This is a genomic window from Anabaena sp. FACHB-83, assembly GCF_014697485.1.
Classification (GTDB): domain Bacteria; phylum Cyanobacteriota; class Cyanobacteriia; order Cyanobacteriales; family Nostocaceae; genus Nostoc_B.
Genome location: NZ_JACJRY010000015.1, coordinates 120,611 through 138,335, shown reverse-complemented (window position 1 = coordinate 138,335; position 17,725 = coordinate 120,611). Strand labels below are relative to the sequence as shown.

Genomic DNA, 17,725 nt, shown 5'->3' with positions numbered 1-17,725 from the left:
AAAGTGGATATAGCGTAATTGACACCAGGGAAAATAAAAGAGTTTAGGGGATATGAAATTTTCAAACTGATGCTGGAATTTCAATCACAAACTCAGTACCTTGACCGACAACAGAATGACAACTCAACTTTCCATTGTGGATTTCCTCGACAATTTGTCTGGCTATAGCTAAACCTAAACCTGTACCTTGACCCACAGCTTTTGTAGTAAATAAATGGTCAAAGATTTTTTGTTTCACTGCTTCACTCATACCGTTTGCGTTATCAGCAATTGAGATGTGGACATAATTATCTGCAATAAATGTTGTAAGAGTAATTATGTTAGGATTGGTGCTGATTTCCGCAAAACTACGCCCATGATTAGATTCTTCTAAAGCATCAATAGCATTGGCAATAATATTCATAAATACCTGATTTAATTGCCCTGGAAAACATTGAACTTGAGGTAAATTACCGTAGTTAGTGACAACTTCAATTGCTGGACGTTGTTCATTCGCTTTGAGACGATGTTTGAGAATTAATATGGTGCTATCAATGCCTTCATGAATATTAAATGGCACTTTATAGTCTTTATCAGCGCGAGAAAAAGTCCGTAGAGAAGTGCTGATATTTTTTAATCTATCGCAGGCCATGACCATTGCATCCATCATCTTCGGCAAATCTTCCAAGCTATAATCTAAGTCAATTTCTTCAGCATGTGATTGAATTTCATCGCCGGGATTTGGCAGTGCTTCTTGATATAGTGTAATGTGTTTACTCAAATCAGAAATTGTTGGTTGAGCTTGTAAGAGAGTAGCTGAAATAAAGCCCAAAGGATTGTTCATTTCATGGGCAACGCCAGCGACTAAATTACCCAATGCAGACATTTTTTCACTTTGGACAATTTGTAATTGTGCTTGTTGTAAATCTCGTAAAGCTTTTTCTAATTCTTGAGATTTTTGCCTAACAGCAGCTTCGGCTTGTTTACGTTCAGTGATATCTAATACCAAGCCATCCCAAATAATTGTTCCATCATCTTGTTTGATAGGACGAGAGACAGCTTGAATCCATTTTAATTTACCAGAAGATGTAATAATTCTACCTTGATATTGCCAAGGCTGTAAGGTTTGTGCAGAGATGGCTACAGACTCATAAAAATAATTTATTTCCTCTGGATGGATCAAAGAAATTAAGTTATTAGCATCTGCTACTGCTGCCTCTGGTAAAACTTCATAAATTCCATAGCATCCAGAACTTACATAGTTAAATGAAGTGATACCATCTACAGAAAGCTGGAATTGATAAATCATCCCTGGTAAATTTTCTGCAAGTCGTAAAAACCGAGCTTCACTTGTTTGTAAATTAGTGTATAGTTGGGCATTTTCTAGAGATATTGCCGCTTGAGTACAAAGTAAATTAATAACTTGTAACCGTTTGGCAGTAAATACACCACTTGTCAATTTATTTTCTAGATAAATAATCCCCACTAAATGACCTTGGTTAATAATCGGACTACATAATATACTCCGGGGTTGATGTGACAACATATATTTCCCGATTAAACCAGGAATATCTGTTTGACAATTGTCGATCACAACTGTTTGTTGGGTATTTTTGACATAGTGAATAATTTTGATGGGAATATCTGGACAATTTTCTAGTGATTTTGCCTCCAGAATAGTTTTTATTTCTTGATTTTCAGTTAAAGTAGTGGCTCGAACTAGCCAATTATCTTCTTCAGGAAGCAGTAGTACAGCTTTTTTCGCGCCAGAGTTTTCAACAATAATACGAGTGAGGCTAGTGATGAGTGTATTTAAATTCAGACAACTAGAAATAGCTTGAGCAGCTTTGAGAGCAGAGGTTAAATCTAGGACATCTGAAATACAGGTGCTGTCACTGCTAGAAGTAGGAGTTGATCGAGAAGTAGAATTACGGGAAATTGTGGCGATAGTTTCTAAAGGATTGAGATTAATTGTTCGCTGTTGCAGAATCAATTGGAGTAATTGGGGATAGTGTTTTTCTAAGTGATCGGTTTTGGCTTTTGCTCCCCAACGAGCGTAACAGTAGTATGCTTCTTGCATATATGTTTGGGCAATTTTTTCTTTACCCCATTCCAGGTAAAATTTAGCAGCGAGTTCATTTGCTAAGGCTTCATCTTGGATATATTCGTAGGTTTTCGCTCCTGCAATGGCGCGATCGTAGTGTTCGATGGCTTCAGTCCGTTGCCCTAAAACCCGATGGCGATCGGCCTCGATCAAGTCCCATCGGTGTTGATGGTTGAATGGAGCCAGAGTTGCCCATCGTTGCAGTTTATCCTGCTGCTGCTGCACACGGGTCAGAATTTGCGATTGCTCTGCTGGGGTAGACTGCTGATATTGCGCCAGTTGCAACAAGGCATCGTAAAAGGAATAGAGGACTAACGAGAAAGTTGCTAACCCACCACCCATATACTCTTCTACCAAGACAGATGTTTGCGCTGCCTGCTCGTATTGCTCAAACAGGTAGAAGAGAAAGGTTTGATTGAGATAAAAGTGGAAGCATTCAACTTGGTCTGGGTTGGATGTTTGGAGAGATAGGGAATTTTCGCTATAAGCAGAACCAGATAACTGCCAGGGAGCTTCTGTGTGTCCAAGGAGGTTGAGTACTACCTGTTGAGCCATTTCCAAATATTTGATAACCACCACCTGCTTGAGGGGATAAACAACCTGATGATAGGCTGCCATCTCGTTTGCCAGACTCGTTAATTCCTTCCCAGCAAAATAGGAGTAGTAACAGTAGGCATGGGCATTGAAGGCAATACATTCCAGATCGCCTGTTTCCAGACCGCTCTGATATGCCTCTCGCAAGGGCTGGAGGAGGTTGTGCAACGGTTCCTGCCAATGGCTAATGAAAAAATTAACGATATAGACAGCCCGGCTTTTGCAGGCTTTTGCCTGAAACTTTTCCATGACACCCAATGCCAGTTGACCAAAGGCATAACCCGATTCTAGATCGCCCATAACACTACAGAGCATCAATCCATAGTCACCGTAGGAGCAGGGCGAAATAGGACTATTACCAGATTGAATTGATAATTCCACTTGCTTGCAAATTAGCAGTGGCAAGAGAGCAGGCATCGCCCGAAAGGAAGATGGCACTAAAACGGTCATAATTTCCATTGCAGCTAAGTGATTGGGATCGCTCATGGCTGGTAAATCAAGCAAACTCAGGGGCGATCGCCCTTGCCATAATTGACCAGTAGTACCAAATGCCTGTCCAATCTCTGCGGGGGTCGGTTGCTCAGGAAATTCCACGCCGAGGGACTTTAAAACCTGCAAGCCAATCTGGAGTGACTCAAGAAGCGGCCCCTGGGCTTTAGCCCCCAGCAGACGGGTTTGCTGGACTGGAACGGTATCCAGCAAAGTGCGGGCGTGCTGCAAGACGAGGTTTGCCCAATGCTCCATCTGCTCAAAATCAGTGTTGAGATAAGCGGCTTCTGCCAGTGCAGTATGGATTGCTAAGGTGAGATTGTAGCGATTCTCCCAAGCATCGTTGGGCAACAGGGAAATGCCAGTGGCGAGATAGTTTACTGCTGCACTATATGCTGTCGAGGTTTTGGCTTTCCGTCCTGCCAGCAAGTTTAATTCTGCTAATTCTTCCCGTTCCTGCGGTGTGGTCAGGAGAGAATGTCCAATATTTAAATGATTAACAATTTCAAACAGTTGTTCTTCCCGCTCACGGGCGGTTGTTTTGCTTAACAAAAGTTGACCGATGTGCAGATGGGTCGCCTGTCGATGTTCTTCGGCAATGAGCGAGTAGGCAGCTTGCTGAATGCGATCGTGCAGAAACCGATAGGTGGGATTGATATTATTCTGTGTGCGAGTCTGTTCTGATTCCCCTAACTGAAAGAACTTATAAATTTGGCTGGTTGGTAAAATTAAGCCTTCCTGCAAGGCTTTCCACAGGACTTTTGCGATGTCTGTAGACGACTGCTCCGAGACGATCGCCAACGTTGCCAAGTCAAACGAGTTACCAATACAAGCTGCTAACTTCAGCACTTGTTGGGTTTCGGTGGGTAATTTCTGCAATTGCAGCGCCATAAACTCCACCACATCATCTGCGATTGTCAGTGCCTCAACTTGGGCAATATCGCATTCCCAATAATGGCGATCGCTGTTAAACGTGATGTAGCCCTCTTCATATAACGCCTTGAGAAACTGGGTGGTGAAGAAGGGATTTCCCTTTGTCTTGCGATCGATGAATTTGGTCAGGGGTTGCGCCAGTTGTGGCGCACAATTGAGCGTATCGGCAACGAGGTGGTTGGTGCTGTCAAATGTCAGGGGAGCCAGGGTCATGGTCTGGACGATCGCCTGAGATTTTTTGAGGTCTTCTACCGTCAAAATAAACGGGTGAGCAGGCGATACTTCATTATCCCGATAGGCTCCCAACACCAACAGATGGCCATTGTCCTGCATTAATAGTTTCAGCAATTGCAGCGAAGCTAAATCCGCCCACTGCAAATCGTCTAAAAAGATTGTTAATGGGTGATCGACCTTGGTAAAGACGGCAACGAACTTTTGGAACAGCAGATTAAATCGATTTTGAGCCGCACTACCTTCAAGTTCAAGCACCGGAGGTTGTTTTCCAATTACCTGCTCTAGTTCAGGAATCACCTCAATTAAGACTTGTCCACTCTCCCCGACAGCATTCAGAATCTTGGCTTGCCATTGGGCGAGTTGGTGATTGGATTCACACAGCAATTGTCCCATCAAATTACGGAACGCTTGCACAAATGCAGAGAAGGGAATATTACGATTAAACTGGTCAAACTTACCTTTGATGAAATAGCCGCGCTGTTTAACTATTGGTTTATGTACTTCATTAACTACGGCTGTTTTACCAATACCCGAAAAACCTGCCACCAACATTATTTCTGATGCACCCTGACTGACGCGATTAAAGGCTTGCAGTAGGGTTTCTACTTGGGCTTCTCTGCCATAAAGCTTATCAGGAAGAATGAAGCGATCGCACACATCCCTACTAGCAATTTTAAAGTTATGAATTTCACCAATTTCTTTTAGTTGATGTAAACAATTTTCTAAATCAAATCTCAACCCCAATGCACTTTGATAGCGGTCTTCAGCATTTTTCGCCATCAATTTGCCAACTATTTGTGATAGTACATCTGGAATTTGTGGATGAATTTCATGTACTAATTTTGGTGCTTTCGCAATATGAGAATGTACTAAATCCATCGCATCATCAGACTGGAATGGTAACTTGTCTGTGAGTAATTCATAAAAAGTTACACCCAGGGAATAAAAATCTGTGCGATAGTCAATTGGGCGATTCATTCTCCCGGTTTGTTCGGGAGATATATAGGCTAAAGTTCCTTCTAAAACATTGGGATTAACTAGGGTTTGAGTTTCTCTGGGTAGTAAAGATGCAATACTAAAGTCGATTAATTTAACTTGTTTAGTTTCCGGGTTAATTAAGATATTGCTGGGTTTAATATCTTTATGAATAATCCGCTCGTGGTAGAGTACATCTAAGGTGTTACAGAGTGCGATTGCCACTTGCAAAAACTCACCCAGCGACGCTACACAATTCTTAACAAAATAATCCTTGAGGGAAACTCCCCCAAAATCTTCCATCACTAAAATATAGCCATTTTGGAACGATTTCAGGTTATAGGTTTGGATGATTCCGGGATGGTTGAGATTTTTAGCAATAGTATACTGATTGCGGAATTGTACAAGTTCTCCAAAACTAGGATAAGGATTTTTCAGCAGTTTGATGACTACAGGTAAATTGTCAGTTTCTCGAACTGCTCGGTAAACTACAGTTCTCGAACCATCATAGAGTTTTTCGCCGACTACATACCCAGGAATACTGACTTGAGTGCTAATCATACTGCGTTCAAGTTGAAGAATTTCTTCTTAGTATTCCCAGATTTTTCAAAAAATTTGTGTGTTAGTTTGTTTTTTGTGTCATTTAAGCTACATCTATCCCCGATCCACAGCCCTTACACTCATTCTTAACAGACAACCTGACTCATTGCCCTACTGGATTCAACTCGCCAAACTTCGGACTCCACCAACCTTTAGCGGTACTAAAAAAAGCCACATCTTTATGCTTTTTATCTTGACGAGATGCAGCAGAACAACGCAGCATAGTTTTGTTTTGTCCGTCTTTGGTGTAGCTATATTCTTCCAGTGGTTTCTTGCAAACTGGACAGGGATATGAGCTTAATTTCGCAGGCGTTTGGGAGTGATTTTCTGGCTTGGTTTCTTGGGTGCGTGGTGGTTGCCAAGACTGGCTGAAGTCACTCCAAAATAGGACTATATTTGCACAGCCATTAGTGCATTTGAGGAAATATTTTTTCTTAACTTTGTTGCTGGGAATTTTAGCGAGAAAATTATTACATTCAGGGCAGCGAGTTTTAGAAGTATCATATTTGCGTTCAGCTACTGAATTTTTCGTATTTGAAGGACTTACAGCAACAGTTTTGGCTTTTGCTAAGGCTGGGACGAAGTAATTTTTATTCCAAGTTGTTAAGTATTGCTGCCAGCCTTGTTTACCTTCTGCGATCGCATCAAGGGCGCTTTCCATTTTGGCTGTGAACTCTGCTTCTAGTAAATCTGGCAAAGCTTTCTGTAAAAAATCATCAACTTCTAGCCCTAGCGTTGTCGGTTGCAAATTTCCCTTAGTTAACTGCACATAACCCCGCTTCTTTAAGGTTGCAACTGTGGGAGCGAATGTACTAGGACGACCAATACCTTTACGCTCCATCAGTTGTACTAATTTCGGTTCACTGTAACGTGGTGGCGGCTGAGTTTGTTTTTTCTCGAAATTGGCATTTTCTAGAGTTAATCCTTGTCCCTGCTGCACAAGCGGTAACACGGAATCTTTGCTGAGGTTATTCCAATAGCGAGCGTAACCGTAAAATTCGATTACTTGGCCTCTAGCTTGCCATAACACCGAATTAGACTGCGTGATAATCTGAGTTTTGCGGAGTTGAGCAGATTTACATTGAGAAGCGATCGCTCTTTTCCAAATCATCACATACAAGTCAAATTCTTCAGGCGGTAATTCTTGACGTAGCTGGACTGATGGACGAAACACATCGGTAGGGCGAATCGCTTCATGAGCTTCTTGGGCTGTTTTGGCGCTGCGATGTTTGGCAAGCTGCTGTGGTACATTCTGCGGATCATGTTCTTCCAACCACTTACGAGCCGCCGCGCAGAACTCAGGACTTAACATTACTGAATCTGTCCGCATGTATGTAATTAACCCAGCTTCATACAGCTTTTGGGCTAAAACCATCGTTTTGTCGGGAGCTAATTTCAGCTTAGAACCGGCTGCTTGTTGCAGCGTGGAAGTAATAAATGGTGGCGGTGGTTGACGATAAACGGTTTTACCTTCAACATGAACGACTTGATGGGGATGCTGACGTGCTTCTTCAACTAAACATATCGCTTCTGCTTCCGAAAGAACCCGCTTTGACTCTGGCGCTTGGGTGTTATTACCTGCTGCATCGTCGTGGGTTTCCGTTTCTGGTTCTGGCGCATCGCTGAGAGAATTGGTTGTACCTTTGTAAAAAGCCCGGAATCCTTCAGCGTAGTCTACCCACACACTCCAATAATCTTGGGGTACAAAGGTGACTATCTCTCGTTCTCGCTGACATATTAGATGTAAAGTCGCACTTTGAACTCTGCCGACACTCTTCGCACCATTATTTAATGCCCAAACTAAGGGACTACCTTTATAACCAACCAGCTTATCGAGACAATCGCGGCAAAGTCCAGCGCCGACTAAGTTAGAGTCTAGCTTGCGAGGATTTGCGATCGCACTTCGTACCGCCGATGCGGTAATTTCACTATAAATAACTCGTTTCGGTTCTCGCAGTCCCAGCACTTCTTTTAAATGCCAAGCAATTGTTTCACCTTCCCTATCTGGGTCTGTGGCGAGAACAACTTCATCAACTTGCTTACTAACTGCCTTTAGCTGCTGGATAGTTTCTTTAGAGCGTTGGTCACGGGGTACATAGTTGCACTTGACACTACCATCATCAATGACGAAACCCAAAGAATCTTCCCCCGTATCACTCAGTTCGCGGATGTGACCACAACTAGCTCGCACAATCCAATCAGAACCCAAAATCTGACTGAGCTTTTTGACTTTCCCAGGAGATTCAACAACTAGAAGGCGTTTCGGCATAGATGCTTTTGATACTGCAAAGTGCTGAGTGCTGAGTGCTGAGTAATAACTAAGTATTTTCAAGAGTTTCAGACACAAACATAGTCCTAAACTATGCTTCGACTGCTATAACAGAGATTCTAGTTTTTGATATAGTAATACGATTTGATTGCGGAACTATCAATCAGCACGCCTTACTTAAAAAAATGCAATAAAATTAAACTCCTTCTCCCCTCCGCGCCTCTGGTTACTGAGCGAAGTCGAAGTATGCGCCTCTGCGTGAAACAAATTCATCTCGTATTTTACTTTCTTATTGAATTAAAATAATCGCCTCTTGAACTTTCGTAGCCAGTGCTTTTTGCAGCCCTTGTTCAACTTTTTGGGTGAGTTGTTCAAAAGCTGCTTGATTATTAGTTAATTGTTCTCGAAAGACATTTTCTAATTCTGGTTTGATTTGAATGCACATATCAGCGATTTTCTGATCGTTCATCAAATTAGAACGAATCCAACTGGGGATATCGAAATTTTTCTTGATTGTTTCTTGGACGGTTTTACGATTCAGTTCCATCCCTGCGGCCATGACAGAAGCACCGTAGACTAATGCGATCGGCCAAGTCAAGTGTCCTGTGAGAATGAGGGTAATCAGACTCGCTACAGTACCGCCACCAATGACGACATTGACGATAAACGCCACGGTGTCAGCTAAAATTGCATCGCCAATTCGTAATTCTGGATTAACAAAAGCGGGTTCGATGCTATCTTCAAATCTTAAACTACTTCTGGGTATGTGAAACCTGCGACAGATGGGATCTGTAACTGCGGCTAAGTCTGGTTGAATTTTGTTGTTAAACCAACGAATACATTGATTGTTAATTATCTGCTGGGCAACATTACTTTTTAACCATTGTTCTGCACGATTTTTCATGGATATTTCTAAATCTGCCAGAGTACGAATTTTGTTTGTTTGCCATTCTTTTACCCCAGGCCTCACGGCTTGTTCAATCAAATTATTGGCTAATGGTTGAGCCAACAATTCAATTAACTCTGGGATATGTCTAGCAATCAATTCTTTGAGTTTTTGGGAATCTAATAGTTGATTAACTTCTTGTTGAAAAGCCGTCGCCCGTAAATCCCATCTTCCGACTCGTGCTAAACCCAGTGCAATGCAGCGTTCCGGTTCAGGATCGGGGCGCAGTTGGGTTGCTGGTTCGGGAAACATTTGCTGACAAATTTGGTGGGTAAATTTCATTCGGGATGCACCACCAGTCATCAGCACTAACTTAGGAACTGTATCAAGTTGTTCTAATTTGGTTTTGGCTTCGCTGACAGCATCATGAAAAGCTTGAACCCAACTTTTATTCCCCAGTTCGGCTAAATTTTGATGCAGAATTTCCTCCATCATCAATTTGTTGACTTGGGGAATAAAATAAATCTGTTCGTTGATGGACTCAAAACCACGGGCAAAAGATTGTGGGTCGTTATATAACTGTTCATTAGAAAAATAATCTTCTTTGGCTTTACGACAAGCGAGTTCACAACGCGCTTGATGATGAGGATATTCTTGAAATACTTTTTCTAGTAATTGTTTTTGTTCGTGTTTAGCAAGAGTTCTGGCAAAAATTGCTTTATCAATTAAAGATGCGCCTAAAGCATTACTTCCGAAATCTAACGGAATTTCATGTAAGCTTTTTACTAAGGTAAAATCTGTAGTGGAAGAGCCAATATCAACAATCAGCACCGATGCGAGGAGTTTTTCATATTCCAACTTTCCGCCTTCTTTGGCTTGCATGAAAGCTGCGCGGGATTCTGGTATAACGTTGAGGTGAGAAATACCAGCTTCTTGAAGTAATTTTTGGTATGCTTGGCGATCGCTCATTGACCATCCTGAAGGACAACCAATGTAAAAATAACTACTTTCACCGCCTTCTATTTGTTTGCTTTCTTGCAGTTTGTCATAGTAAGTCGCCAGAAAAGTTAAGATTGTTTTTCTGTAATTGGCATCGTGGTTGGGTTTTTGCTTGAATGAGATTGTCAGTTGAGTAACACCAGCTTGAATTAAGGCTTGTTCCCCTACCAAATAACCAAGTTTGGGATGCCAACCTAAAGCGGTAATTTGATTTTTCTTATTATTAATTTCCAACATTTGGGGTGGTTCGATGCTTTCGACTATGGCTTTGGCTACGGCTGTCTCACCATGTCCCAAATCAAAACCAATTGTTTCTGAAATTTTCATACTTTTATTGTCTGCTATTCTCTTGCCTCAGAGTACGCTGGCTCAATCACTCGGCCACGCCGGAGTAAGCGATCGCCTTTTAACAAGGCAGGTGTGATGGTAACGTAATCTTTGGTGTCAGGGTCGATACTGGGTTCAAAGTCAAAATATTCTCGCTCATTTTGTGGTGCTTGCTGTTGGTAAATTTGAGCGCGGATTCCTTGAGACATGAGAATTTGCGGGAGGAGTTTTGTTAAAGCGATCGCCATTTGCGGTTGTTCGAGAAATGACGCACCCATCAGCCTTTGCAGAAAATTCAGTAACTCTGGTAATTCTTCTAAGGTGCGATCTTCTTCTAATTTGTTTCCTTCGGCAAACCTAGCCACTGCTATATCAATAGTATTCAGTGCATCAGCTAAGTTATCTAAAAGCAGTTTGCTATCCACCCGCAGCACAGGTTGAGAAGTCTCTAATACTTCCGTGGAGTTAACATTACTTTTGTCCAGTTGCAACACAACTTCTAAACCAAGAAGCAGCGAAGTTAGTAAGATACCCATCCAAGCATTGAAGTTAATTTTAGTTAAAGAAAATAAAGAACCTAAAATGCCTACATAAATCAGCGCCTTGAGCAGTTTTAGGATTAATCTTTTGGGGGAAACTTTTGTAGTTAAATTACTAATTGGCTGTTGTTCTGGTGGTACAACTGAAGACTGATTAACTACAGTCAAATTACCGACTGACTGTCGCAGCATCTCCACAAAAAATGATGCTAAACGTACTTGAGTTAAATTTAGCTCGCTAATATAAATTCTTTCTAAATTATCGAGTCGATTTTGAACTAGTTTAACGACTTGTTCAACACTAGTTATATTATCAATCTCTATCTGTAGTTGGTTACGTTCTGCGTTAAACAGTGTGCTGATAGTTTTCATTCGTTAATTTGATTACTTGCACCTCAACCTTTATAAATCTAGCTTATAGTGCTTTTTATATATCAGGACTTACGCAAAAGTATGAAGAAACGAACCACAAAGGACACAAAGGACACGAAGTTATAAGAGTGAGAGAGAGTTCTTGCGTAAGTCCTATATATGTTCCTACTCCCTACTCCCCATTCCCTGTCTACACAAATAGATTCGGAAATCAAACCTCCTATATTGATAAAGTAAATCTTAAGTATGATGCGTCAGGCTGAAATCATCAACACATCGTACTTAAGACTTACTAAAAGTGGGGAGTTGTTGTCACTGCTCACTTCTAGTTTTTCACCCGTTGTAGATAATTGGTAGTTGCTGTAAAGACAAGATGTAAAACTTTTATTTAATTAACCAAACCATTGAGAAGGTTCACAACCAGGCTCAACTGTGCTACATAGATGATTGTTAATCCAAGCTGATTTATCTTGCATGATGGCAAAAATGCCTTGATGAATCAAGTTTTGTAAATGTAATTTCTGTTCTAATGGACTACGGGGAAATTTCTGTTCTATAGGAGCATCTTTGATGATATTTTGCAGGGGAAATTCTCTGTCCAACTCCTCATTATAAAAACAGGGAATGCGGCTGATGACAAAATCAATTAATTCTTGACGTAATTCAGGAATCGCAAAGGTTTCTTGATAAGGATAGTAGGCATAAGTATCTAAAACACTTTTGATTTCGCTGACTAACGATTCTCTGGTTAAATTGACTACTGTTCTCATAAGGTTTTATCTCCATTGAAATACGGTTGAGTTTTGTTTTACAGACTCACTGAGGGCTACTAATCTGCCAAAACCGCTTCACGGAACTGGTTTTTATACATTGAATTTAACTTTGATTTCAGTACAAAATCAGGCTTTTGGTTATGGTTTTTAAGTTAAATTTTATACTAGTAAACTCTGGATTTTGTCTATAAACTTCAACCAACTATTACAGTAACAAAGCTGTAGATCCACACTGCCAATTATTTCAAATTTCTACCTTTTTGGGGAAAATCTACACAAAACGCAGCATAAATATTCGGGGATCAATTTTAATTTTTTATTAACAACATTCTGGAGAATGAAATATTGAGGTAATTAAAACTTAATAAGTAATGTAAATTACTTATTAAGTTTTAATTACCTATTATTTCTAAATTATTTTTTAGCTTGCTCTATGTATTCTAGATAACAAATTTTTGAGTTCAAAATGTAGCAAATCTTGAGAAAAAAGATATGGCTACACAAAGCAACCAGTCTAACGACAGATGTTATGAAAAGGTAAGATTTTTGAAAAAGTTCACATTAGCGAGAGTGACTTGGTTGAGATGATGATTAATTGCAAAGGCGGCAGCCAGTCCAGAAAGCATTGCACCTTCAACGAGATTACCGCCGCACCAATCGCCACAGCACACCAAAGGTAAGGAAGCACTTGCAGATAAAATGTTTTCTGTCCAAGGATGGCTAGAAAAGGCATAACGCCAACGGTGTATTTGTAGCCATTCTGGTGTCTCTAGCCAAGGTAGTGCGAGAGTTTGGGCGGCGTGCTGTAACATTTTCTGCCCTACAGGTTGTAAATCGGGGGACTCTAGATGCAGTTGGGCAAAATTTCCACTACTTTGGACGACAAATACAGGTTGTGGCGGTTGGGGGCGCTTGCTACTATCTAAACCAATCCAGCCCAACACAGAATCATCTGTAAAACTTTGGGCTTGCCAATCTGGTAGGGGTGCGGAATTTGGATAGCCTGCGATCGCACTAAGACAAGGCGTAAATTCCACCGCCTTTAAGTTATTTAAAAAGTCTGTTCCTAATAAGTTTTCACCCAAGGGGTCTAATAAAATCACAGCTTGGGGTGCAGGAATCGCCACTACAACCGCCTTGGCTGTGATTTCTGCATTGCCAGATTCCAGCGTCAATTGCCAAGTATTTTCGGGGGTTGGGTGAATGGCGATTACCCGTTGATTGAGTAGTATATCCAAACCTGGAGCGAGAAATTTAGCGATCGCACTCATCCCCCCAGGCGCAATATAACGCGGTGGGAGTTCGTCACGATTCCAAACTGTGATAACTTGGCGATCGCACAATAAATCAATAAACTCTTGGAAAAATTCACCTTTGGGTTTGAGATAACAAGTGCCATGATCTGCCCAAGTATCATACAAGCGACGTGTGGCCATTCTTCCCCCCAAGCCACGGGATTTCTCCACAACTAATACTGAATATCCCGCTTGCTTTAATTGCTGGGCGCAAACTAACCCTGCCATACCAGCACCAATTACAGCAACGTCTATCATTAGTTAATAGTCCTTTGTGTTAAGTCTTTGGTTATTATTAAACAGAATTCAGGAGTCAGGAGTCAGAATGTAGAGATGTTCTAGGAACCTTACCGTAGAGGATTCTGGCTTCTGAATTCTTGATTCAATGACAAAATACAGATGGCGAGGATAAAAAGACTACTAAAGACCGCCAAAAGCTAATAGTAGAATAAAGTACAGACAAGCTGCACGGAAGGGAGGAAAGGAACATTGGATGAACTCAGGGCGGCCTTAGAACTAGCAACAGATGATGAATTGCAAGATTTAACGGCAATTTTGTTTAGTCGAAAGTTCAATCCCCTAGATTATGTTCAGACACCTGAACCGATCGAAGTTCAAAGTCAGAGCCGCCAAGCTTGGTTAGACTCGTTAGAAGAGCGTTTCCGGTTTTTGGCTGCTGATGGAGTAACAGTGTTGCGGGGACGCACAAACCAAGTAACTTACCGTCAAGCCTTAATTCAAGTTTGTAAATATTTAAAAATTTCTTATTCCAATCATTTAACAACTGTTGATTTAGAAGCAGAAGTATTTTTACATCTGCTGGGACAAGTGTGGAAAAAACTGCCAGAAAAAGAAAAACAAAAATTGACTGTCAGAGTCCAGCGTCATTTGGTGAAAACAGAACTTAAAGAACCATTACCATTAATGTTGCAGCGTGACCCCTTGGGATTGCTGTTTAAGGGTGGTAGTGCTTTAGCTGTTACTTCTGTCATTCAACCGTTTATTCTCAAACAAATTGCGCGACAATTTGCCTTGCACTTTGCTACTTATCAAGTAGCCAAACAAGCGGCGGTTACAGGTTCAACAGTAGCCAAAACCCAGTTTGAAACTTATGTGGCGATGCAAATGGCGCGGCGGGGTATGACGTTAAGTGCAGCCCGTTATGGCGCAGTTCGCACAGTATTTGCTTTTGTCGGCCCGGCTATGTGGACGTGGTTTTTAGCTGATTTAGGTTGGCGAGCGATCGCTACTAATTATGGTCGCATTATCCCGACTATTTTTGCTCTAGCACAAATTCGTCTTACTCGCACAGAATGTTGGGAGCCAGCTTGAACCTCGCTTTTGATCATCCCAACCCAAAAAGCCAATTTGCTTGGAATACTTTCCAAATCGGGCTATTGATTTTTCCCCTCAGTCCATTTGTTGGGGTGGTGGCGATAATTTTGGCATCTTTATTGACTTGGCTGCAACAATACCGCCAAATTATTCGCCGCCCCATCAATCGGGGCTTTGCGATTTTGACATTATTACTGTTGATTACGTCAGGATTTGCCACTTATAAAACCGATGCTTTTTTAGGTTTATTTAATTTAGTACCTTACTTTTTAGTTTTTGCTGGTTGGGGTAACTTGATTCAGACAATTGCTCAATTGCGCCAAATAGCCTGGATTTTGGTAATTGGGGCTGTACCAGTGATTGTGATTGGCTTTGGACAGTTGTTTTTAGCTTGGGCGTTAAAATTACAGTTTTTGTGGATTGTTTTAGATTGGGCAGTTGCACCGGGAGGGGAACCACCAGGACGAATGGCGGCTTTATTTATGCACGCCAACTTATTGGCTGCTTATTTAGCGATTATTTTTACTGTCGGGGTAGCTTTGTTACTCGAACAATGGCAATCCAGAAAAAGAAAAAAATCTCTGATTGGCTTGTTGACGCTAATACTGATTGCCAGTTTTGCCGCCTTGATTTTAACCAATTCGCGCAACGGATGGGCGATCGCGATGATTGCCTGTTTAGCCTACGCACTTTATCAAGGTTGGCGCATCTTGGTTGGCAGTGTGGTTGGGGTAATTTCTACTATTTTGTTGGCTGCTTTTGCCCCTTCCCCCATAGCCCAAGTTTTCCGTCGCGTAGTTCCGGCTTTCTTTTGGGCGCGGTTAAACGATGAAATGTATCCCGATAGACCAGTAGCTTTAATGCGAAAAACTCAGTGGGAATTTGCTTGGTCTTTGGCACAACAGCATCCTTGGACTGGTTGGGGTTTACGTAGTTTCTCCGCACTTTATAAAGCCAAAATGAATATTGATTTAGGTCATCCCCATAACTTGTTTTTAATGTTATCTGCGGAAACCGGATTTCCTGCTACTCTGTTATTTTGTGGTTTACTCACTTGGATATTAATTGCAGGTATGCAATTTTTACGGCAATCTAATTCTTTGGTTAAAGCAGATAGGTTATTGTTCTTCAGTTATCTTTTGGTATTCGGGGAGTTGATCTTATTCAATACTGTGGATGTAACTTTATTTGATTTTCGTGTCAATACCCTGTTTTGGTTATTTTTAGCAGCAATTTGCGGACTTGTATTTTACCCAGAGCAAAATCACAAGACCTTGGCAAAAGAGAATTAGATATTCAGAAAATGCGATCGCCTACTCCCCAGCCCCGGTTTGTACAGATAATTTTGGTTCATATATCTGTATCAGCATTTCTGCTCAAAAATAGCATTTTGTTTCTTAACGCTTTTTCCGTGGTTACACTGTCGGCATTCGTATTTCTTAGTTCTTAAAATTACAGTATTCACATTTGTGATTTAGATAATTTCTAGTTATCTAATTAGAAATTATCTAATGTTGCTGATAGTTGGGAAGGTGTAAGGACAACCCTTTTGGGGGTTTCCTACATGACGGGCATCTAATCTTTAGATGCCCTTTTATATGTTTAATTTTTCGGCAGTTAAGCACTATTTTTTATTTCATTCATCAGGGAAATCTACTATATGAAATCACCTAAGAAAAAGGGTGTATTATTTGCATTGGCAATTGCGAATTGGGAATTGGTATTATTTTGGTCATCTGTCATAAGACAAATGACCAATAACAAATGACCCTAAATTAAATTCTTGAACGCACAAATTTCTCTAATCTATCCAAGCCTTTTTCGATTGTGGCTAAATCGGTGGCGTAGGAAAGGCGAATGTTATTATCTGCACCAAAAGCAATTCCGGGAATGACTGCAACTTGATGTTCTTCAATCAATGCGTCGCAAAATTCTAGAGATTTAAGTCCGGTTTTGCTGATGTCGGGGAACAGATAAAAAGCGCCGTCTGGTTTGGGACAATATAAACCGGGAATGGCATTGATTCGCTCTAGCATGACTTGTCGCCGCTTGGTGAAAGCTTGCAACATTTCAGCTACACAGTCTTGAGATTCTTCTAAGGCTGCGATCGCACCATATTGAGCAAAGGTACACACATTAGATGTACTATGCCCTTGAATGGAGTTGGCAGCTTTAATAATCTCGACTGGCCCGGCTAAGTAACCCAAGCGCCAACCTGTCATAGAATAAGCTTTGGCAAACCCATTACTAATAAAGGTGCGCTCAAAAATTTCTTGTCCCAGGGAACCAATGCTGATATGTTCTGCACCGTCGTAGAGAATTTTTTCGTAAATCTCATCGGAGACTACATAGATATCTGCATCAACTATTACCTGTGCCAAAGCTTTTATTTCCTCTGGCGTGTAAACCATCCCCGTCGGGTTGGAGGGGGAGTTGAGGACAAATAACTTGGTTTTGGGGGTGATGGCTTGGCGCAGTTGTTCCGGTGTAATTTTATAGCCTGTGGAAGCATCTGTGTTGACAATCACGGATACGCCACCTGCTAAAGTTACCATTTCGGGATAACTCAGCCAATAGGGAGCCGGAATAATCACCTCATCACCCGGATCGATGAGTGACAATATCAAATTGTACAAAGAATGTTTACCGCCATTGGTGACGATGACATTTTCTGCTTTGTAATCTAAACCGTTATCAGATTTCAGCTTTTGGGCGATCGCTTCCCTTAACTTTGGTTCTCCAGGTGCTGGGCCATACTTGGTTTTACCTTCTGCCAAAGCTTTTGCTGCTGCGGCTTTAATATGTGCTGGGGTGTCAAAATCCGGTTCACCAGCACTAAAACTACAAACATCTATACCTTCTGCCTTCATCGCCTTAGCTTTAGCTGCGATCGCTAAGGTTAAAGAAGGTTTTACCTGACTTACTCTTGCTGCCAGTTTCATTCTTACTTATTCTTTGGCAAATCTCTCACTTATCTTAGGATATCCCAGAAACCCTACCAAGATTTGCCTTTTGGGTAATT

9 protein-coding genes are annotated in these 17,725 nt (G+C 41.3%); 2 read left to right on the top strand and 7 right to left on the bottom strand.

Features of this window, described 5'->3' with window-relative positions; translation table 11 throughout:
- Positions 1-61: 61 nt before the first annotated feature.
- From H6G79_RS18910 to H6G79_RS18885, 6 genes are all read right to left on the bottom strand, one after another.
- Positions 62-5,869, bottom strand: coding sequence for an ATP-binding sensor histidine kinase (locus H6G79_RS18910; protein ID WP_190592699.1), 5,808 nt, complete (start codon positions 5,867-5,869; stop codon positions 62-64).
- Between the two features lie 142 nt (positions 5,870-6,011).
- On the bottom strand, positions 6,012-8,177 hold the full coding sequence (gene topA, locus H6G79_RS18905) for a type I DNA topoisomerase (protein ID WP_190592700.1): 2,166 nt from the start codon (positions 8,175-8,177) through the stop codon (positions 6,012-6,014).
- Positions 8,178-8,466: 289 nt separating this feature from the next.
- The gene (locus H6G79_RS18900) at positions 8,467-10,389 is read right to left on the bottom strand and encodes an Hsp70 family protein (RefSeq protein WP_190592701.1); all 1,923 of its coding nucleotides are present in this window, start codon (positions 10,387-10,389) and stop codon (positions 8,467-8,469) included.
- Positions 10,390-10,403: 14 nt separating this feature from the next.
- Positions 10,404-11,300 (bottom strand): hypothetical protein, encoded by an 897-nt coding sequence (locus H6G79_RS18895; RefSeq protein ID WP_190592702.1) that lies wholly within the window; start codon positions 11,298-11,300, stop codon positions 10,404-10,406.
- A gap of 392 nt (positions 11,301-11,692) precedes the next feature.
- Positions 11,693-12,070, bottom strand: a complete 378-nt coding sequence (locus H6G79_RS18890) for a hypothetical protein (RefSeq protein WP_190592703.1) — start codon at positions 12,068-12,070, stop codon at positions 11,693-11,695.
- A 530-nt stretch (positions 12,071-12,600) separates the two neighbouring features.
- On the bottom strand, positions 12,601-13,626 hold the full coding sequence (locus H6G79_RS18885; RefSeq protein ID WP_190592704.1) for an NAD(P)/FAD-dependent oxidoreductase: 1,026 nt from the start codon (positions 13,624-13,626) through the stop codon (positions 12,601-12,603).
- Positions 13,627-13,857: 231 nt separating this feature from the next.
- On the opposite strand from H6G79_RS18885, the gene H6G79_RS18880 reads away from it, so the two are divergent.
- Both H6G79_RS18880 and H6G79_RS18875 read left to right on the top strand, forming a co-directional pair.
- Positions 13,858-14,700, top strand: coding sequence for a YaaW family protein (locus H6G79_RS18880; RefSeq protein ID WP_190592705.1), 843 nt, complete (start codon positions 13,858-13,860; stop codon positions 14,698-14,700).
- Positions 14,682-15,995 carry an O-antigen ligase gene (locus H6G79_RS18875; protein WP_190592706.1) on the top strand — a complete coding sequence of 438 codons (1,314 nt, stop codon included), beginning with the start codon at positions 14,682-14,684 and terminating at the stop codon, positions 15,993-15,995. Before H6G79_RS18880 ends, H6G79_RS18875 begins: the two co-directional genes overlap by 19 nt.
- Before the next feature lie 483 nt (positions 15,996-16,478).
- Here the strand turns inward: H6G79_RS18875 and H6G79_RS18870 are convergent, their stop codons facing one another.
- Positions 16,479-17,645: a pyridoxal phosphate-dependent aminotransferase gene (locus H6G79_RS18870; RefSeq protein WP_190592707.1), complete on the bottom strand. Its 1,167-nt coding sequence runs from the start codon at positions 17,643-17,645 to the stop codon at positions 16,479-16,481.
- Between the last annotated feature and the right edge of the window lie 80 nt (positions 17,646-17,725).